Annotated in this window: 15 protein-coding genes; 5 read left to right on the forward strand and 10 right to left on the reverse strand. The window is 44.0% G+C overall.

Annotation, left to right across the window (positions count from 1 at the left end; translation table 11 throughout):
• The first annotated feature begins 4 nt into the window (after positions 1–4).
• From C5749_RS05460 to C5749_RS05470, 3 genes are read left to right on the forward strand one after another with little or no spacing between them, the layout of a single operon-like run.
• A complete protein-coding gene (locus C5749_RS05460; protein ID WP_105723718.1) occupies positions 5–1,354 on the forward strand; it encodes a DUF4876 domain-containing protein in 1,350 nt (449 codons plus the stop codon).
• Positions 1,355–1,381: 27 nt separating this feature from the next.
• Entirely contained in the window at positions 1,382–2,926 is a 1,545-nt protein-coding gene (locus C5749_RS05465; RefSeq protein ID WP_146113685.1) for a DUF6850 family outer membrane beta-barrel protein, read from the forward strand.
• A 22-nt stretch (positions 2,927–2,948) separates the two neighbouring features.
• Positions 2,949–4,067 carry a cytochrome-c peroxidase gene (locus tag C5749_RS05470; protein WP_105723722.1) on the forward strand — a complete coding sequence of 373 codons (1,119 nt, stop codon included), beginning with the start codon at positions 2,949–2,951 and terminating at the stop codon, positions 4,065–4,067.
• A gap of 59 nt (positions 4,068–4,126) precedes the next feature.
• Here C5749_RS05470 and C5749_RS05475 read toward each other — a convergent pair whose 3' ends face one another.
• The 10 genes from C5749_RS05475 to C5749_RS19600 form a co-directional block, all read right to left on the reverse strand.
• A complete protein-coding gene (locus C5749_RS05475; RefSeq protein ID WP_105723724.1) occupies positions 4,127–5,401 on the reverse strand; it encodes a Gfo/Idh/MocA family protein in 1,275 nt (424 codons plus the stop codon).
• Between the two features lie 15 nt (positions 5,402–5,416).
• Entirely contained in the window at positions 5,417–7,234 is a 1,818-nt protein-coding gene (locus C5749_RS05480; RefSeq protein ID WP_105723726.1) for an alpha-L-fucosidase, read from the reverse strand.
• Positions 7,188–8,198, reverse strand: coding sequence for an SGNH/GDSL hydrolase family protein (locus tag C5749_RS05485; RefSeq protein WP_105723728.1), 1,011 nt, complete (start codon positions 8,196–8,198; stop codon positions 7,188–7,190). Before C5749_RS05485 ends, C5749_RS05480 begins: the two co-directional genes overlap by 47 nt.
• The gene (locus C5749_RS05490) at positions 8,195–9,652 is read right to left on the reverse strand and encodes an alpha-L-fucosidase (protein ID WP_105723730.1); all 1,458 of its coding nucleotides are present in this window, start codon (positions 9,650–9,652) and stop codon (positions 8,195–8,197) included. The genes C5749_RS05485 and C5749_RS05490 overlap by 4 nt, the downstream gene beginning before the upstream one ends.
• A gap of 3 nt (positions 9,653–9,655) precedes the next feature.
• Positions 9,656–12,049: a glycoside hydrolase family 31 protein gene (locus tag C5749_RS05495; RefSeq protein ID WP_181151285.1), complete on the reverse strand. Its 2,394-nt coding sequence runs from the start codon at positions 12,047–12,049 to the stop codon at positions 9,656–9,658.
• A gap of 77 nt (positions 12,050–12,126) precedes the next feature.
• Positions 12,127–13,968: a RagB/SusD family nutrient uptake outer membrane protein gene (locus tag C5749_RS05500; protein WP_105723734.1), complete on the reverse strand. Its 1,842-nt coding sequence runs from the start codon at positions 13,966–13,968 to the stop codon at positions 12,127–12,129.
• A gap of 13 nt (positions 13,969–13,981) precedes the next feature.
• The gene (locus C5749_RS05505; RefSeq protein ID WP_181151286.1) at positions 13,982–17,302 is read right to left on the reverse strand and encodes a TonB-dependent receptor; all 3,321 of its coding nucleotides are present in this window, start codon (positions 17,300–17,302) and stop codon (positions 13,982–13,984) included.
• Between the two features lie 258 nt (positions 17,303–17,560).
• On the reverse strand, positions 17,561–18,739 hold the full coding sequence (locus tag C5749_RS05510) for a FecR family protein (RefSeq protein ID WP_146113686.1): 1,179 nt from the start codon (positions 18,737–18,739) through the stop codon (positions 17,561–17,563).
• 66 nt (positions 18,740–18,805) lie between these two features.
• Complete coding sequence (locus tag C5749_RS05515; protein WP_105723739.1) at positions 18,806–19,405, reverse strand: RNA polymerase sigma factor; 600 nt, start codon at positions 19,403–19,405, stop codon at positions 18,806–18,808.
• Between the two features lie 204 nt (positions 19,406–19,609).
• Positions 19,610–19,855 (reverse strand): hypothetical protein, encoded by a 246-nt coding sequence (locus C5749_RS19600; RefSeq protein WP_181151287.1) that lies wholly within the window; start codon positions 19,853–19,855, stop codon positions 19,610–19,612.
• Positions 19,856–19,892: 37 nt separating this feature from the next.
• Here C5749_RS19600 and C5749_RS05520 point away from each other — a divergent pair, with 37 nt between their 5' ends.
• Entirely contained in the window at positions 19,893–20,471 is a 579-nt protein-coding gene (locus C5749_RS05520; RefSeq protein ID WP_181151288.1) for an RNA polymerase sigma factor, read from the forward strand.
• 65 nt (positions 20,472–20,536) lie between these two features.
• A complete protein-coding gene (locus C5749_RS05525) occupies positions 20,537–21,637 on the forward strand; it encodes a FecR family protein (protein ID WP_105723743.1) in 1,101 nt (366 codons plus the stop codon).
• Positions 21,638–21,643 lie beyond the last annotated feature (6 nt).

Raw genomic sequence — 21,643 nt, forward strand, 5'->3', positions numbered from 1 at the left:
TAACATGAAAAAGCAACCCTATCTCTATTTAATAGCGCTCATTGTGAGCATACTATCGAGCTGTAACAAAGACGACAATGACCTCGCTCAATCCGTCTCCTTGGAAATACAAATCGCCGCGAAAGAAGCTGAATTTAGTTTCGACGTCTCGAAGGCAGTCGTCAAAATCAGCAGCAATACCACCAGTGCCAGTTTCAGCACGACGCCCAATGCAACTGACAAGGCTATTTTTGAAAGCCTTACACCTGGCACCTACGATGTTTCCACGACATTGGTTGTAGATGCCGCCACCTATACGAGCGTGACGGGAATTACCACCGACGAAGATGTCTATTTCAATGGATCGGCAGAAAAGTTGCAAGTCTTCGAAAATACCGCGACTAACTTAGATCTCCTTGTCGGTAGAGTGGGCAATTGGGTATTCAAACAGATCTATTATGCCGGATCGCACGCCCAAAGAGGAGCAAGCTTTCGAGATACCTTTTTCGAGATTTACAATAATTCGAACCAAATCATGTATGCCGACAGTCTGTACTTCGGACAGGTAGCAGGCAAAAACAATAACAGAGCGGAAGACTATACACAAAGTAATTTCCAATACGATTGGAGCAAATCGGTTGGTATGGTGACCGATCCCGGATTAAATGCGAACACCGACTACATCTACGCCCACAATATCTTCATGATCCCAAGTGACGGAACCGGCAAAAAATACCCTGTCAATCCAGGTGAAAGTATCATTATCGCGACTAATGCCATCAATCATGCTGCCCCTTATGTGGACAACGATGGCGGGACCGTTAGCGTACAAGACCCTAGTTTGACGGTAGATCTATCCAAAGCTGACTTTGAAACGTACCTGGCAGTATACCTGGGAGCACCTTATAAATATGATATTGACAACACCAATGTTCCGGATGTAGATGTCATCTACGCTGCCGGCCACAATGATATGATTTTAGATGCAAATGGCCGGGATGCATTCTATTTATATAAAGCGGCAGCAGATCAGGTTCCTGCCGAAGAACTTCCACTGTATGCAAGTCCGGATGTAAAAGAAATTACTGCAACCAGCAAAAAGTTTAAGCAAATACCCGTGCACTACATCGAAGATGCCGTCGAAGTTCAAAATCCTGTCGAAGCCTCCCGCGTACCAAAACGGCTTCCGATCAGCTTAGATGCTGTACGCACCCACGTGCCTGAAGGCAGGTATTCCAGTCAGTCTCTCATCCGCAAGACAGCTAAGATTGTCAATGGAAGACGCATACTGCAAGACACGAACAATTCAAGCGAAGATTTCGGGTATTTTGAAAGGCCAAATGTCTCTAAATCCGCTTCTTCCTTCTTGGATTAACAACTACATAAGCGAACGGGATACGATATGAAATACCTTCAGTGCCTTTTCTTGCTATGCTGTTGTACGACGGCTACTGTCCAAGCGCAAGATTACTATCACTCGGATAGCATCTTGCGCTATTCAGCCAGCGAACAATACATAGACTTTTTATTGTCTCATCCCACCCTTTTATGGGATAGTACACAAATAAAAGGTTTCGGTGTCGCCGATCTCCATTACCTATCCAAACGGACCGATTTCCGAACGGCGCAAACGGAAAGAGAACACCAAGCAGCCGCTTTTGAAGCACGTGGTTACAACAAGATCGGTTCCCGTGTATATGTATCCGGCTCCTTCCAATTCCGTAAAACCTGGCAAGATAGCTTAGCCTTTGCCCTACGTGGGCCACAGCCTGATGGCATGCCGACCTATTATTTCGTTCCGAAAGCAGGTAAATTTGAGCGGCAGATCTATCAAGCCACCGCCCACGTGGGTTACGCGTTGAAGCCTAATAAATGGCGTACTGATTTGCAAATGGACTATCTCCATCATTGGGCCACACGCTCAGTAGATCCTCGAATGGAGCACTATACCATGCAACTCGTCCTGAAACCTAGTCTTTCCTATCGTCTCGGCACACTACAGACAACGTTACAGGGAATATGGGGATATGCCAATGCACAAACCAATCTCAGTTATAAACACACCCCCTACACCTTTGGCAATGCCTTTCCGGAATACCATTATCGGACTAGCTATGGCTACGGCAATATCAGTCTGGCGCTTGACAGCAGCGATATGCGGCAGTATGACCATTATAAAGGCATAGCATTATTAGGAAAGACGCATAAAGCCAACTGGGAATTGCTATGGCATGGTGAATACCTACATACCCAACAAAATAGCACCAACGACCAACGCAGAATGGTCGGTTACTTTGTCAAACAACGTTTTTCGCTCGACGCTTTCCGTCTCTCTTTCTTTGGTATCCATCATCATAGCAATCCGTTAGCGATACGGCTTGTAGCCGAACACAAACAAGGGGAAGATTTCAATGGAAATATGCGCAGCAAAAACTATCTATGGCAACAATCGCGTGCTTTAGTCGGCTTCACAAAAACACTACAGTCCACAACCCACCTACCCAAAGAGTTTGGCGTAGAAACCACCATTACCCACGACGAACGTACAGACGGCTCCACAAACCACTACATGCAACGCACCTGGGTGGATGTAGGTATGCCGCTGGCTATCACCTATGTGCTGCCGGCAGCGAACAGGATCCGTTGGACACTTCGTCCTTCCTATCGTATATCACTGCACAACGAACTGAACATCCCAAACACACAATACACTATTTTTTCGACCGGGATCGCTTATCCCGAACACTATTACTACGGGACAAATGCCTTATCTTTGCAAACCAGGTTAGCTTATATCGGCAAAACATCCGTGCGGTATCCTTTTGGATTGTACATCGATTTGGGATGGACAAGGCCCGATGGCTATCATGGCGAGATATATCCAGGAACGAAGTATTACAGCGGTAACAACACGGCGTTGCAGTTAGGCTTGAATTTCTACCTCTAACATCGAAGCATATTAATTAGTTATGAAACGATTATTAGTAATTTCCACGATCATCTTCGGTATCTTCCTCCTATCCTTTCTGTCCGAATATCAGGAAGACCTTAGGCGTCTGTACTCCCGACCGGTTTCCGAATGGCCTGTGCCCACCATTGATTCAGGCATCGTCTGGGAAGAATTCCAATCCCTGCCGAAGGTAGATAGCAACTACTTCGAAATCATGGAATCTCCCGAAGTCGTACTCGGAAAATACCTCTTCTTCGATCCTATCCTGTCTGGATCAAACCAGATATCGTGCAGTTCCTGTCATAACCCACAAACTTCCTGGGCAGACAAACTTACCGTTCCGATTGGTCACGACCATCAGGAAGGCTCCAGAAATACGCCTTCTTTATTGAACGTTTATGCTCGTCAAACACTCTTTTGGGATGGACGCGATTCTACGCTTGAAGCCCAGGCATTATCCCCTATCGCCGCCCATCACGAAATGAACATGAAAACCGACGAACTCGTCCCGAAGTTGAAGGCTATTCCGGCTTATGACACCTTGTTTCAAACGGCCTATAGGAATCACGACTGGTCCATATCCGAAGTTGTAAAAGCGCTTGCCGCCTTCCAGCGTACACTCAAAAGCCGTCGCAGCCGTTTTGATGAGTTCTTGGATGGAAACTACAAGGTACTGAACGACCAAGAGATACGTGGACTACATCTTTTCCGGAACAAGGCTCGCTGTATGAATTGCCATCATGGCCAATTCATGACCGACGGACAATTTCACAATATTGGTCTTACCTATTACAAGCGAAAATATGAAGATCTAGGGAGATACCATGTCACGAAAGATCCAGCAGACGTCGGAAAATTTCGTACACCGTCCTTACGTGATGTGATGAATACCGACCCTTGGATGCACAATGGCTTATTTTGGAATATGACCGGTCTGTTGAATTTGTACAACAGCGGCATGCAGATGAACAGCGCCACACCGGAGCAGAAAGCAGCAGACCCGATGTACCCCGTTACAGATCCCTTAATGCAAAAATTGAATCTCAGCAAGGAAGAAATAGCGGATATTGCCGCCTTTATGCAAGCAATTACCGCTACAAAATACCGTATGCGCAGACCAGAGTCGTTGCCGCGATGAAGTAATGCTTATGGTATAATATTGATCCTAAGTTAAGATACAAGATCATCTTGGCAAGCCTATAGGTTCCACTTTCCTCGATAATGTCGACTTCTCATCATATTGGCGAAGGCGTCATCAAACTCTTCGTTTACTGGATCCCACCGTAAGTCCCTTTGTAGCTCATAAGCAATATTAACCGCGTTACAAACTGTCGATGTACGCTGACCGATCTCCACGTCACAAATCGGTTTCGAACGGTTTTGAATAGCTTTCACCCAATCCTGATAGTGATTATCACTATAATACAAACGCTTATCGTTAGCCGTTAGGTTATGCCCGGCAAGTGCCGTCGGATTTGTTTTCAAAAACGACCGGCTTACTTCTATGATGCCATCAGTTCCTATAAACTGGATGGCGTTAGGTTCACCCCAATCAACATGATTGACACGTGTGCCCTGCTCATAGATGTATGCCAAGCCTTTTTCTGCCTGTGGAGCTTCAGGAGGAATAAACTGAACTGGCCCACCGTTATCCATACCTAAAGCCCATTGAATAATGTCAAACATATGTGCTCCCCAATCCGTAATATACCCTCCGCCAAAATCCCGATATCCTCGCCACCATGCCCATTTATCGTCTTCTATGGGCGGTGATAAAATGGGGTTATAGCCACGGTATAAAGAGGGACCGATCCACATATCCCAGTCTAAATAATCAGGAACAGGAAAGGACGGCAGGTCACATTGTCTTACCGGTTCCCCTACCGAAACATTGATTTCCTTCACGTCCCCAATATAGCCGTTGTATACCAATTCCGCCGCTTGTCTAAAGTTAAACGACGAACGTTGCATACTCCCTGTTTGAAAGACAATATCATATTTCCTGGCGGCATTCACCATGGCCCTTCCTTCTGCTATTGTCAGGGCTAATGGCTTTTCGCAATAAATATCTTTCTTCGCTTTGGCTGCATCTACAGCGATCTGCGCATGCCAATGATCCGGCGTTGCGATAACCACAGCATCCACTGATGCCGACTCCAGCAGTTCTCGAAAATGTCCATATTTGCCGATAGAGGAATTTGATTTACCCATCGTACTTTGAGCCGTTGCAGCCGTTTTGACAAAGTAATCTAATTTCTTACTATCCACATCACAAGCTGCTTGAATAACCACTTCCGCGCAGCCGTTCAATCCGTGCAACAAATTTAGACTCTGCTTTCCTACACCGATAAAGCCAACTTGAATTTTATCACTTGGCGCCACAAATCCGCTTCCGCCCAAGACACTTCGCGGAACAATCGTAAACGCAACTGCAGATTTCCAGCTTCTATCTATAAAATCTCTTCTTTTCATGGTTTTCGTGTTAAATCAATCTTGTTTAGGAACTAAGCTCACAGCGCTAATTTCCGGCAAAGCATCTCCCTCAATAGAGAGCGCTTCCAGTACAAATGGAAGAAATGGTTCGCCGATTGCTTTTTGCGGTATCTCGATCGTGCCAATTCTTGCTTCTTCAAACGATTTTCCTTCCTTTGCTTCAAAGTTGTACGTCAACTTGCTGCTCTCTGTATGGAAAACAACCGTCCCTCCATGTTCAGGTAATGGTAAGTAATTTATCAATACATCATATTGTCCTGGGCGCTGTATCTTTACTTTCCAAGACACTTTATCATCGGTGTGGCTCCATCCCGCAACGGCATTAGGACGTTTAAAATCATGTCTTGCCCCACTTATCCTCATCCCATGTGCCGTCTGGATATCGGCATTATCGGCAGATAAGACAATCCTTCCGTCCGATAATGCTTGTGTCACACTCTCTTCCATCTCGAGCGCTCCCTCGACTTCCATAACCAGCACCTTGGGACCGTTCTCCAACGAAAACGGAGGTATAGAAATTCCTATACCTATTTCCTGAGGAACCGTTTCCATCTGGCTATGTTCCGCTCCCAACTCTTGAACACTTTTAACGGTATTCTTCAACGGTATATTAATTATATTACTGCTCGGGATATCAAAGACATGTAGATAGAGCTTGTTCTCTTTTATGGTACAATACCCCCAATCCAGCTTTCTAAAAGGACTTGCCTGCGTTCCATAAATAGATTCACTATTTACCGACATCCACTTTCCTACCCGCTCCAATATTTCCACCGCTTGATCTGGAATTTTGCCGTTGCCGTCAGGTCCCACATTTAATAGAAAATTTCCCCCCTTGCTAACGGTTTCCACCAGCAGACGCATAATCTGTGGGAAACTTTTCCAGTTTTGGTCGTGCGCACTATAACCATAACTTTCGTTCATCGTATGATTTACTTCCCAATTCGTTCCGCTGATACCCGTCGGCGGCACGTATTTCTCAGGCGTCCCTATATCACCGTTCTTGTTCTCTAGCCCGTTCCAAAACCGATTGTTAATCAATATATTCGGTTGCCATTTAATAAGATCCGTCAAGATCCGTTTCGTCCCCCAGCTTTCGCCTTCGTGGTCCTTACTACTAAAGTCAGCCCACAGTACATCCAGTGAACCGTAATTGTTAGCCAACTCTTTGATCTGACCGTACATATAATCCTTATATCGTTCATGGTCGGGAACATGTCCTGTAGGATTTGGATTTAACCGGAACGCTTCATACGAATCTGGATGCTGCCAGTCCAGTAAAGAGTAGTACGCTCCTGTTTTTAACCCTTCCTGTTGAAATGCCTCCATAATTTCTCGGTATAGATCCCGTCCAGCAGGTGAAAGATTCGCCGTCCCCGTTACATCATTCTGTAAAGCAAAGGGTTGATTACTATTAAATAAACTAAAGCCTTCGTGATGTCGCGCGGTAAGAACCATATATTTCGCCCCAGATTTCTTAACCAATTTTGCCCATTGTTTTGGATCAAAGTCCCGTAAAGTAAATTTAGGCTTTAAATGTTCTGTATATTGTTTACTTGGAATCTTACCCCAAGTCTGTATCCATTCCGCATAATGCTGCGGATACGTTTCACCTTTAAAAACACCGCCGGCAGCACTATATAGCCCCCAATGGATAAAAACACCGAAACGCGCATCTTGAAACCAAGCTAAGCGCTTTTCCTGTGTTTCCAACCATCCCGGAACACCCTCAAAAGGTTCGGATTTCGTTTGAGCAGTTAAGTCTTTAATGTGTAGTAAGAGGAGTAAATAAATGATGATCTGATATTTCATAGTTGCTACGTTTAATTGACGTTTTCTGTAATTTTTGTATTTTATTCTGGATGCGTATACTTTCTTTTTTTGCCTTATCAAGCGGGAGCCCCACAGGCAATCCCGGTCGGTTATGCCCCGTATATGTTAGCCACGCATTTTTTACTATTTCCTGTCGCTCCTCCAATAATTTATAAAGATGCGCATAATAAGACGTGTTGTCCAGGCACGCAGATAGAAAATCTTTTGAGGCAAACTTGTCATCAAAATAAGGAATAATATATTCTGCTATTAGGCGATGACCTTCCAAACCAGGATGTATACCATCTTCTGCTAATTTAAAATCAGGTTCAAGGGTCTTTTTTGCCGTCAGGTAGTCTTGCATAGGAAAATGTATATCTATTACTTCCCAGTTTCTTTCCGTTCGTTGATCAATTAGCCATTGCGCATACCGATTAAGCACGAGGTTATAGCCTTTAAGACCCAGTATAGGATCTTCATGGACACTTGGTGTGATAAAAACAACCCGTTTAACTTCCGCCGCCTTGAGCTTCGCATACAAGCTGACCATCCCTTCTTTGTAGCGCTGAAAATTCGACTCGCTAAAAGGTTGATAGATTCCGTCATTCATACCATAACACGCAATGACAACGTCCGGTTTTATCCGCTCGGTAACATTGTCGAGCCTGCTAAACAGCCACGGTCGCACAAATGCTCCCTCAGCATGACCATCTTCACTAAGACCCGAGACAGTTTCGCTCGGCAATCCCAGATTAATGGTTTCAATTTCCGAGCTTGGAAACGCCGTTATCAAAAAACTTTCGAACAGGGTCACATAGTGCCCGGCATACGTTATGCTATTCCCTAAGAATAATATTCTTTTGGCATCTCGTATAGGAAACGGAGGTTCCGAAGGATGGCCTTCACCATGCCCCTCTACAGCAAAGCCTAAACATAAAAGGAAAACAATATAGATACGATTCATGACGAACTTGGCGTTATTTTCAAGGTATATCCTTTCGGCAGCTTCCGAACTGATTTTGGCAGTTTTACCAAGAGCCCTTCTTCTGTTTGTCTAAAAGCAACTTTGCCGATCCCCAGTATCTCCACTTGCTTCACATCGATTTCTCCCCTGGCCAAGCTTTTTACAACGGCCACCCGACTTTCAGGCAATTCGAGCGATACCACATACAGATACTTCTCCCGTTCTGTAAACCAAAAATCGTCGGACGTGAACTCCGCTTTAAACCCTTCCTTCTCGCGTTGCTCGGTATCTGTTATACGCACCGTCGTCGGTCCCTCGCGTTGTACTTTCCACGGCTTAGATCCGTAAATTGCTTCCTTGTTTACCGCCATCCAACTACCGAGTTTTTGTAGGTTGTCCTGAACTGTTGGCGCTACACTTCCTTTGGCATCCGGACCGATATTCAACATATAGTTGCCTCCTTTACTCACGATTTCGACAAGCCAGTAGAGCAACTCATCGACACTTTTCCAATCTTGGTCGTACGTCTTGTATCCCCAGGAATGGTTAAACGTGCCGATCGCTTCCCAGGGCTTATCGAATTGATCGTCAGCGGTTGGGATACGGTTGTCTCCGGGAATCGCATAATCTCCCATACCATTGCCGATACGTTCAGCGACAATGACGGTGGGATTGATATCATAGACTGTTTTATAAAATGTATAGCTTTGCTCCGGAGTCATTAAGCCCGGCATGTCGAACCAAATATAGCGGATATCCGGATACTGCTCCAGTAACTCTTTTACCTGCGGAATGGCCTTGTTTTTTAGATATGAAGAAAAGGTATTCGGACTCGGATCCCATAAATTTGCGCCGAAGCTATCCGTATCCTTGCCCACCCGATCGTTGTCGGCTTTTGTCGTTGCATATTGTGCGTCAGCCCCATCTGCCCAATCAATATTATGGGAATAATACACCCCGAACTCCACTTGATGCCGTTTACAGGCTTCATAAAGTTCCTGTACAATATCCCGTTTAAATGGTGTAGCATCCATCATATCGAAATCGCTAACTTTCGAGTCGAATAGTGCAAAACCGTCGTGGTGTTTGCTCGTGATGACGATATATTTCATTCCAGCTTCCTTGGCCATGCTGACAATATGATCCGCATTGAAATCGACAGGGTTAAATGAAGCAGCTAAATCCGCATATTCCTTTCGTGGGATCTTTGCAACTAACTGAATCCATTCAGCTACGCTCGGAATCCCCATTTCTTCCATTGTTTTCCCCTTCCATACCCCGCCAGGAATAGCATATAACCCCCAATGGATGAACATACCGAATTTTTGCTGCTGGAATTCTCGTAATGCAGGTTCTTTTGACCTGTTCATTTTACGCCAATCGTTTTCTATTGATTGACATCGTGTTTTCCCGCTCCAGACCGCCGTCAATAATAACATTATAACATATTTCATATACTAATCTTCCATTAAAATTTTTAACAACTGGTGCTTGTGCATGTCGGATTGCGGTACCGAGACGAGTAATACTCCTTCCTTCATTTCCCACGTCTGAAGGACCAGACCATTTAATTCTATCCGATTCGGTTTACGATCTATATTAAACAGGATCTCATAAGCTCGCCTATCCGGCATTCCTTTATATGCACCACCGGTTGGGGATATGGTAAATTCGATCTCCTTTTGTTTTTCATGACATTCAAAATGGGTTCTCGAAATTGCGCCTTGCTCAAAATCAAACGATTCACCATCATCTTCCAATAATATATAGGAGCTTTTCCCTTCCGGATATACCTTTAAGATAAGCGTGTCTAACGGATGTTGACCAACATATTGCATCGGCTTTTGGAATGGGATAATGGCACCAGCCTTCACAAAAAGCTGACCACCTGTATGTGCAGGAATCCTCGGCGAAACGGTCTGCCCACCCTTTACCTTCTCTCCCCACCAGTAATTCACCCATTTACCTGCTGGCAAATAGACTGAATCCGTAAAAGCACTGACCAATAGATGTTCCCCAAACATAAACTGCGTAGTCATGTTTTCCACTTCCTTATCCTGTGGGAATACCAAAGGCATCGCCCGTAGGATAGGCATGCCAGTTTGGCTGCCGTGTATAGCGGTTGAATAGATATACGGCAATAGGCTGTTACGCAACCGCGCATAGAAACGAAACGTTTCCTTATATTCCGACGAAAAATACCATGGATAATGCATACTCGCCCAACTGTTGATTTGCACCCATGGCAGAAAAAACCCAAAATGGAAACCTGCTTTCACATCTTCTACCGCGTCCAGTACATCTGCAGAAGTATTGAGGAATCCGCTCAACCCTAGGTTGAGTTGGTCATAGAGCGCATCTCGACCACCACCATTATCACCGGCAGTGGACGCTCCCCAATGCTGACTTCCTGCATACCCCCCACAATAGTGGTGAAAAGATCGAACACCTGTATGTTCGCGGAAAACACGATACATTTGTTTTGGCAGGAGCACTTGATTTAGATTGTGCATCTCTCGATCCGTATATCCATTGTGATATACTCTATCGGGGTGCTCATCTAATGTACGTCCCGGATCGAGCTTAAAACCATCAATCCCCTGATCAACAAATTTCATGAGATGAGGGAACCAATGTGCTTCGCCTGACTGTTTACCACCCTGCAGAGCAGCCAAATGATCCTCCTCTTCGATACTCAGATCATGATCAATACATAACCATAACGCTACATGATAACCTAGTTGGCGTAATTTAGATAAAAACAGTTGCTTGTTCTCATACCGGTTACCTTCGCCCTTCTGCCAGAAAAAATAAGCCGGAAATTTGGACAGATCCCAATCTTTCTCGGTAGAATAATCGTAAAATTTAGCCATCCACTGCGGTTCAATCCAATACACGTCAACTGGAATATTTTCCGCTCGGAACCGTACCGCGTTGTCCAACATCCGAAATTGATCTTCCATCATATTTCCTCCAAACGCTAAACCATAAGCCCATTTGGGCAACAGATATGGTTTGCCCGTTATCGTCGTGTACAAGTCAATCGTGTTTTCCAAGGATTGCCCACTCATCAAATAAAAATCGACCGTTCCATCCGTATTGTACACGTAAAGTTGGTCGTCTTTAAAATTCCCTACATCAAAATAGTTCAAAGCCGTGGTGTTGTTGAAAATTCCCCAACCACGGGAGCTAACAAGAAATGGCGCAACCATATCCGACTGCTGATACGTTGCCCATATGCGCAGGAGTGCTCCTCGGTGCTGAATAGCTTTACGACTGGCCGCACCACCACCATAAAAACGTTCCTCAGGCGTAATGGATAGTTGCATTATGGCCGGTTCTAACCGGATTTCTCCCTGTTTAACAACTTTAGAATGACGATCTTCGCTTGTCGTATCTCCGATAATTTCCTTTTTGGTTAATGCTTGCTCATAATCCGATACAGCTTCATGCAGCACTTTATAGGTTTTATCCCCCTTTTCCAATACCGACAAACGGGTGATGATTTCACTTCCAGATAGCGATCTAAGGGTAATCTCCCCATCTTCCCCATTTATTTCCAACCGATTTCGGCTTGTTGTTAACCGATAGTCCGAACCCTGCTTCGTTACTTTTGTTTCATTGTTCCAGTTTTTCTTTACAATATCATAACGCTCCATAAGCGTTTCGGGGAAACTATTCGACGGCGAGACCCTTATTCTAAACGTTTGATCATTACAAGCTTGTATATTTAAAAAATTGCCATTTGCAAGTTCGATGGTATGTCCTTGCCCGAAAGAACGCATCCCCAACGAACAACTTAAAGCTATCATCGCCAGCCAGCCCATCCGGAGAGCTAACTTCCATTTCATATTCATCATATTTCTTAAATTAAAGCTGTGCGGCTATATATACCGCACAACCTATTGGAAACTGGTTGATTAACCAATCAATATCCTGGATTTTGGATGAGTAGATCATTTTTAAGTATTTCATCCCGCATAATGGGAAAGAAATATAATTTGTTGTGCCAAATTCTTAGATCACCTGGAATCTCGATACGATTATACACGGGTGTGCCCCACGTAGACCCGTCGGGCTGCCGATAGGAAGCAACTTGCGTTCTGTCAACCGTATAACGAATATCTACCCCGTGCGTCTGGTGCGAAGCTTCGGGCCCGATAAGCCATCTTCTTACATCCCAAAAGCGGTGGTCCTCAAAAGCAAGTTCTATACGACGCTCTTTTCTAATTGCTTTCCTTAAAGCGTCTCCGTTAATGGTTCCAGATAGATCAGGTTGTCCGGCACGCCTACGGATCATATTGACAAACGTCCTTGCTTCCGCGTCTTCACCCAGTTCATTACACGCTTCTGCATAAATCAACAATATTTCGGCATAACGCATGTATCGGAACGGTATATCTTGCTTTTTTCCATCCGTCGGTGAAATGGTGGGATCAACCGCTTTACGGAGATAGTACCCCGAATAACTACCATTCCAGTCCTCAATCGGTCCTTTTCTGGTATCGAGACCAGCTTTGATCATCGTGCCGTTTGTGCTATAGACATATCCTGTCTGAATCTTGCTATAAGGATCCATTACCAGCGCATCCGATGGTCGAGTCGCCCACTGAACCCCTTCATAAAGTACCGTCGCATAAAAGCGCGCATCACGATTTAAATAAGGGTTCGCTTTATGCACCGGATTTTCCCAATTGAATTTAGAACCGTCTTTCATTTCGTAGTCGTCCACTAAATCTCCTATGGGGTTTTGGTTTCCTGTACCGTGATACCCGTTCGGATTAGACGCAATAACAGGATCTACCCATCCGCCTGTAGACGTTTTAGGGGTATAATGTATCGTTATTATATCTTCCGCTGTCAATTCTTTCATCAGAAAATAATCAGCAATGGTTTGCGGAATGGAATCCCCTTGGGCAGGTTCGGCGGCATATAAACTATAAGTTTGCATATCGATAACGGCTTTGGCGGCATTTTTCGCAAGCCTCCAGCGATCAGCGGAAGAACCATTGGTATAACCTAACAGCTCCGGATTTGTGTAACCTTGGAGGATAGCGCCATTTTTCTCGGGATTATGCAGATCGCTTGCCGCGTAAACCAATACTTTCGCTTTAAACCCCAGTGCACCCCCTTTCGTGATCCGTCCAGCCCTATCTATCGAATAGCTTTCCGGCAACAACGCGGCAGCACTGTCGAGCTGCGAAACTATAAAATCTATACATTCCTCATAGCTGTTCCGGGGAAGAAGAAAATCGTCATTTAATCCATACACATCGGTAATGATCGGAACCCCACCGTAAAGCGTAGTTAAATAATGGTAAGTGGCCGCGCGCATAAAATAAACCTCTCCTTTCAGCCGATCAGAAAAATCTGGATCATCCGCGGCAATATCTTCGATTTTTGAGAAAAAAATATTGGTCTGCCGAATATTAGCGTACAGCGAATTCCAGTTTAAATGCGCTGTCGCGTATGTTGCAGGCCAAGTATACAAATTATCCGAAGTAATCAATCCTTTATTAAAATTGCCCGTACCCCAATCCGGCACAAAATGAGATTCGTCGCTGTAGTCGGAAAGTCGCCATGCGGCAAAAGGGGTTCCGAAGACGTTTATATACATTTTGTTAACAAAAGTTTCGGCCAGATTCAAATCTTTCCAAACATTGGTTTCCGAATATTCACCCAGCGGTTCCAGATCCAGAAAATCCTTATCACATGCCAAATGGAGGCTTATGCAAAAAAATATGATCGTTTTAATAAGTAGCTTTTTCATTTTAATTTTTCGTTTAAAAGGTTAAACCAATCCCCATGTTAATAATTCGTTGCGCGGGGTATGAACGACCGGTTTTAACCGCCTCCGGATCAAAATGTTTTAGTTTATCCACCGTAAATAAGTTGAACGCATTCGCATAAATACGTAACCGCTCTATGCCGATTCTCTCTGTCAAATTTTGTGAGAAACTATATCCCAGTTCGATATTTTTCAGACGGATATAGTCCGTCGGTTTTAACCAAAATGTATTCGCGGAGTTCGTCCAGTAAGGTTCCGATCGATTATACGCTCTGGGATAAGTGGCACCGGTGTTATCTGGTGTCCAATGGTCTTCTGCGAAAAACTGATAATAATTTCCCCAATCGCCAGATTCCACCATGTCGATATACTGCACAGCGCCAGCGGCTCCCTGGAAGAAGATGCTCATATCGATTGCTTTTTTATAGCTGAAATTCAAGGTCACACCACCAAGCAATCTTGGCATACTTGACTTCGTATTCATCACCCTATCCAGTCCGTTTATTTCTTGATCGCCATTCACGTCTTTAAATATAATGTCGCCCGGAGCCGCACCTGGGAGGTGAGGAGAGGCATCAATTTCCGCTTGGTCTTTGAATATCCCAATGGCCTCGTAATACAGCGAGGACCCCATTGGGCGTCCAGTAGATTGTTGATAATCTGGTATACCAGGAGTTTCGTCCCAAAACACAATCTTATTTTTGGAATAACTTGCATTGAAGGCTATCGAATAATCGAAATCACTTTTCGTGTCCTGATAGCCGACTTGAAACTCGAATCCCTTGTTTCTTACTTTTCCGATGTTTTCCGGCGGCAAAACCAATCCTGTGCTTCCCGGTACAGACGCATTACGTGTCACCAATATCTGCGACCGCAGATTGTTGAAATAATCAAATTCCAAAAAGAACTTATTCCCAAACATATACGTGTCAAATCCAACATTAAATTGGTTAGCCACTTCCCAAGTCACATTTGGGTTGGGGATTTTCATTTCTTCCAGCAGCTTATTATCAATAGTCGGAACACCAAATCCATAATTCCGACCAGAGAATCCATATGTAGCGAGATACTGATATTCGGCGATACGGTCGTTACCGGTTTGCCCCCAAGATGTCCTTAACTTGAGATCGTTGATGAACGACAGGTTGTCACTCCAGAAGTCTTCGTCGGAGATCCTCCAGCCCACAGACACACCCGGAAAGAAACCGAACCGCTTATCTTTAGGGAACATATAGGAACCATCGTACCGCCATAAAAATTCAAGCAGATATTTATTTCTGAAGTCGTAATTTGCACGTCCGAAGTAGCTCATGTATTTATTATGGGATGCCGATCCCCAATTGGTCATAAATTGATCTTCTGCCCCCGCGAAGAGCTCTTCAATGGCATCGGAAATAAAGTTCCGTCTAAATGCCCCAAAGTTTTTCCCTCTTCCGCCACGGGTTTCCATGCCGGCCATCAATTTGATGTGGTGTTCCGAATCAAATGACTTCGTGTAAGTAGCAAACGTATTCAACAAGTAATTGTCTCCTCCCGAATAGTTTTCCGTCAATTGTGCAGAATCGAAACCCCGCTTTCCCCTTGTCGTTATATGATCCGGGTTTCCATCCCAGGTATACAAATACCACGGTCTATTGAATACCTTTTGCAGGCGGAAAGAACGGTCATATGCCGCGTTACCTGTCAATGTTAGGCCTTCGACCCAAGGTATCCGGACATTTGCCCGAAAGTTACCTTCAAAAACGTAGTTATCTACTCTATCATAACCCGGCGCGTCAGAGACAATTACAACCGGATTGTCGCCGCGTTCAATATCGGGGCCAGGATCCCCATTTGGCCAGTACGCCGCCATATTTGGCTTGCCTCTGGTAATCATCGACCAGATGATATCTTCGGTGGGTCGTGTCGGTAAATTATAATCTTCCAAACGGCCAGCTACATCAAATGCGACATCGATATACTGATTCACTTTTGCGTCAACATTTGACCTAAAGTTATATTGGCGATAATCTGATGAACTTTTTCTGTAGTAAGCATCCTGATACTTTTCACCTGCCGAAATAAAGTATTGCACATTGTCCGACCCGCCCGATAAGGTAATACTTGTTTGATGCTGCGCCGACCAAGGTTTCAGTGTTTCCGAAAACCAGTCGGTGTCGGGATGGCCCCATGGATCAGACCCATCTGCGAATAACCCGATATCCTCTTCAGTAAATCGTTGAAACCATCCCCCGTTCGGATTTTTATAATATTCCAGTTCATTCAGCAAGGTCGTGTACTGTACGGCATCTGCCATTTTCGGTATGCGGGTAGGCTGGTTCATGCCCATCCCCAAATCAAGATTAATCCTGGGTTTACCTGAATTCCCCCTTTTGGTCGTAACGATGATGGCACCGTTAGCGGCCTGTGCGCCATAAATGGCGGCCGCAGCATCCTTTAATACCGTGATGCTCTCGATATCATTTGGGTTTATACGTTCAAAGTTACGGTTAGGAACGCCATTTACCACAATTAACGGACTGTTATTGCCGAGTGTATTCAGTCCGCGGACCAGTAAATTTGCGCCATCCCGACCGGGTTCCCCGCTCGGTGAAATTGCGCTCAATCCTGGCACCCTGCCCAGCAAGTTGTTGGTTACGTTAGTTGCGGGCGAAGAAGCAATTGTCGATCCTTTGATCGAAGCGATCGCACCGGTGGCTGTTTCCTTTTTCTGTACACCATATCCCACCACCATGACTTCTTCCAGATCGCTAACAGCTTCCTTCAAAATTATATTGATAATAGATTCTTCGCCGACTAGTTTTTCGGAAGGCGTAAATCCGACGCTGGAGAATATCAGAACCGTTTGGGCGTTGGGCACTTCTATCTGATAAGCTCCTTCCCTATCCGACGACGTTGTAACCGTTCCGCCTTTAACAGCGACTGTTGCCCCGACCAGCGGCGTGCCCTGTCCGTTCGTGATACGTCCGGTTACACGCCGTTGCACAGAGACAGCTGTAGATCGCTCGAGGTCGGCGTTTCGGTAACGACGTTTAACTATTATTGTTTCGTCTTTAATAACCCATTCGAGGTTTAGAGGTGCCAGTAGTTTGCCCATGGCAACATCGAGCGTTTCGTTTTTAATTTCGGCACTCACGCGTGCCGTCGCTATCGCCTTTCCGTTCAGGAAAAAAGCGTATCCGCTTTGTTGCTGGATACTTCGCATGGCATCTGTAAGCGTAGAGTTATTTATTTTCAGGTTTATCGTCTGCGCAGTTCCCTCCGCATGGACCTGCATCATGGCAATGAATAGAAATACGATCACCAACTTCATCATAACAAATATTCGGCGAGTTAAAGTCCAAGAACAGGCTTTAACACATGGATAAAAAATCATATGTTTGTATAGTTTTGTATTGTTTTTATAATGGTTAACGACCAGCCGTCTTTTTGACGGCATATAAAGCATTCAAAATTTTAGGTAGTGCCCCCCAGCACTGCCTTTTTTGCTTTTTCAATCTTACTGTATCAAGTTGGTTTTCTTTGCATACTTATCATTTATTAAGTTGACAATCAAAAATTAGTTCATCTCCATTTATTGTGCGGATAGTACCGTCAATACATTTTTCGTTTTCTCTTTTGTTAACCTGAAGCGTACGTTGCTCTCTTCCAGTATATTCAATACACTTTTAAGTGACTTACTTCTCGGGATCTGGCCATAAAAATAGGTTCGGGAGACATCCCCATCGTACCTAATTTCTATATCGTACCAACGACCGAGCTGGAGCATCGCGTCCGCCAACGCCGTCTCATCAAAGTAAAATAGACCTTCCTTCCATCCAACTTGTTCCATCAGGTTAGCCTCCCTAACCGAAATATCACCGCCATTTTTAAGAATGGACTGCTGCCCCGGCCTTAAGTATATGGAAGAAGATAGCTCATCCTTATGACCAACCTTTACCTTCCCTTCTACCAAGGTTGTACGAACAAAACGTTCATTGGGATATGCATTGATGTTAAATGAGGTACCAAGGACTTCCACTGTCTGATCACCAGTAGTAACCCTGAAAGGCCGTTTAGCATCTTTTTGGATCTCGAAGTAGGCCTCTCCTTCAATTTCCACCTTTCTTTCGTGCTGGCTAAACTTAGCCGGATAGACTAGTTTAGAGGCGGCGTTTAGCCAAACGATACTTCCATCATCCAAGGTGACGCGATAAGTGCCGCCATTTGGTGTAGAAAGCTCATACCGTACCTCCCCATCACCACTATTTGCAGGTTCTGCCACCTCCGAACCGTTTGTGTAGGTAATTTCGTCTCCCATAATTATACCTTCCTGTGCCTCGTTCAGGACGATAACACTTCCATCAGCAGTTTTAAGCATGGCCTTATTGGAGCCAGGCGCTACATCAACAAGTTTGGTATAACGTTGGGTTTCGGGAGTGGTTTTCTGAGAAGTGTCGTTATAGAGATAGAGACCGAACAGGCAAATGAGAAGGACAGCAGCGGCAGCCCACAATGGGATCAATCGTTTTACTGTTCGCTTCTTAGAAATCGCTATCGTTTTAGAAGAAATCTTGTGATAAAGATCTTCAAATTTTTGATCATTCAGCTGGGCAGTCTCCACCTCCTGCAGCAAACTTTCCCATAACGCCTTATCTACATCGTCGTTATTATTAGACAATCCATCGTAAAGATGTTCTAATTCTTCCCGCGAACATTTACCGTCCTTATATCGCTGTAAAAGCGCTCGTATGTTAGCTTTATTATGGTCCACTTTCGGTCTATTTTTATATAAATACACCTACCAGTGAAAAAAGGTCTGCTCTGTTTATAATTTTTTTTAAGAAATACTCAGATAAAAGAAAAGAAGCAATAATGAAGAAAAGCTTCCTTCGTACATCAATACATCTTTAATGAACTTGTTAGCTTTCACGATATGGTCGCGGACAGTAGAAACCGAGATCTGAAGTTCTTCAGCGACCTCCTGATAACTTTTTCCATCTAATTTACACATCCTAAAAATTCGTTGTCGTTGCAGCGGAAGTTGGCTGATTACATTTTCTATCAGCTTGTGCACTTCCTTTTTATGGAGTATGCTATCTACGGATTCGGCAAGTTGAACGCTTTCATCAGCCAAGTGTATAGCAGATTCGATCTCTAATTTCAGTCTTCTTCTGAAATTGAAGACCATGTTTCTTGAGCAGGTAAATAGATAAGCAGCAAATGACAGACTAGGATCAATGGAGGTACGATGTTCCCATACCTTCACGAATACATCTTGCAACAGATCGTCTGCGGCAGATTCATCATTGATAAAACGCATGATGTTACCATATATCAGCCGGCTATAACGCTCGTAGAGTATACGAAAAGCATCTTCTTCTCCTGCCTGCAGCCGAAGAAGAATCTCATATTCGGATAGGTTTTGATCGTTTATCATTGTCGATTAGCTTTGTTGGCTACTTTGATCACCAAAACGCCAAAAACCAAATATAGCACATAATTTTACTATTCTTCCTTCACAACCCAAACTTTCTTTCCAAACACAAAAAACTCCTACTCACCACCCGTGTCAATTTATAATTTCGCCATCGTTACTTACACTAAATTCCATTTTACAACGATTTAAATGATAGGCTAAGATTTATTCACGTGCTAGGATTACCAAAATATACCCCTCCTTTCGCTCATATTTCACGTCATCCACTGTTAGTTGCTCGATGGTTATACCTCCACAGCCCTTGTTCTTCCTGGTCTTGACCAGAAATGGAAAGGATTGTATGGTCGACAAGAGTTTATATTGTATAACCCCTTCTGACCAGCCCACCTCAGGAAATGTGACGCGATCATCTCCTCCAATCGTATGCTCTACGAGTTTCAGTAAAGTCAAAAATATTAGTACATTTGCTACAACTACTAGTACTAATTTGAACAATTACAACACATATGATGATTTTGAGTTGTTTCAACTAACACAGTCAGGAGATGATCGTGCATTTTCTTGTTTGTACGACCGTTATAAGAGCGTGGTTTACCAACATGCGTTTATTTTTTATCAAAACCACGATCGGGCACAGGATATAACACAGGATGTTTTCAGTAAACTTTGGGAAAAACGAAAAAGCTTGGTTATACACTCGTCTTTTAAAGGTTATATCCATACAGCGGTTCGCCACACCATCCTCAACCAAATCTCCCGCCAGGAGGTTGCCGATCGCTATATACAGCATCTTCCGAAAGAACACATTACGGCAAAAAACGATGTCGAAGAATATATAGTCGAAAAAGAACTATTGGACATTCTCGATAAAAAAATAGAACGGCTTCCGAAGCGAATGAAAGAAGTATTTATGCTTAGTCGTGCAGAACAATTGACACATTCGGAAATTAGTGCCAAACTAAACATATCCACAAAGACCGTCCGCCAGCAGATCTATAATGCCTTGCTTATCCTGAAAAGCGTCATGAAATATATCGCCATTATATTTTTTTCATTTTTTTCTTAGACAATACTTTCCATAAGCTGTCTTCAATATAACACCCGAAACTATACATCGGGGACCGATTGACGATGAAAGAAAAAGATCTATTTGACTTAATAGAAAAATATAAAAAAGGAGATATTTCCTCCGCGGAAAAACGAATTTTATTCCAATGGTATAACGAGGAATTATTCAATAAAAATGTCGATTCTTTTGAGGAAGACGTAGCGTTAGAACATATCATAAACCTAGACAAACAGTTTGGTAAAAGGACAAAAACACCTATAATATGGTTGCGTTATGCTGCAGCAGTCTTAGCTTTCCTACTCTGTTTTTGGGGCTTGTTTGCCCTGTTGGAAAAACCACGACAAGATATATTGGCAGAGGAGAACGATACACCCTCCCCCCCAACGATAAAAGCCTACGCCTTTTTGTCCAATGGCGATTCTATTTTACTTGACGGTGAAGTAAATAAACTCAAGAGCATCAATCTGAATGAGCAGGTCATTGGAAAGCTATCACATAACGACTCTACGCGCGATCTTTGGATAACCATCAAAACGCCGATGTCGGGTAAATTTCAATTTATCTTACCTGACGGTTCGGCGGTATGGCTTAATACCGATAGCGAACTATCCTATCCACAGTCGTTCGGACATTCCGCCAGAGAAGTAAAACTAATAGGAGAAGCCTACTTCGAAGTGGCCAAACAACAAGAAAATAATCGTCATATTCCATTTGTTGTACGATCTAGCCAACAAGATGTCAAGGTACTGGGCACGAAATTTAATATTACAGCATATCCAAATGACCGTATCAGTACCACGACGTTAATCGAGGGCGCGGTAGAGGTCACAGCACGTAGCAAAACAGAAACCCTGTTGCTCCGACCAAATGAACAAACCGTTATTTCGTCTACCGGAATGGAGAAGAACCCGGTCCGTTCTGCTGATATTACCTCCTGGATGCAAGGCTACATTGTTTTACGTGAACTCGATTTGCCGAGTATTGCGCGCATCATCGAACGTAACTATGGAGTCTCTTTCGTCGACAAAAACCTGCCGTCTGATGTAAAAATCAGCGGAGAACTGCAAACAGATGTAAATCTTGAAGACTTACTACATACTTTACAAATCAACACAGGCATTAAATTTAAGCGAGAAGGGAGGCGTATTATAATGGAGAGATAATCAAAC

This window comes from Sphingobacterium gobiense, assembly GCF_002980575.1.
Lineage (GTDB): Bacteria > Bacteroidota > Bacteroidia > Sphingobacteriales > Sphingobacteriaceae > Sphingobacterium > Sphingobacterium gobiense.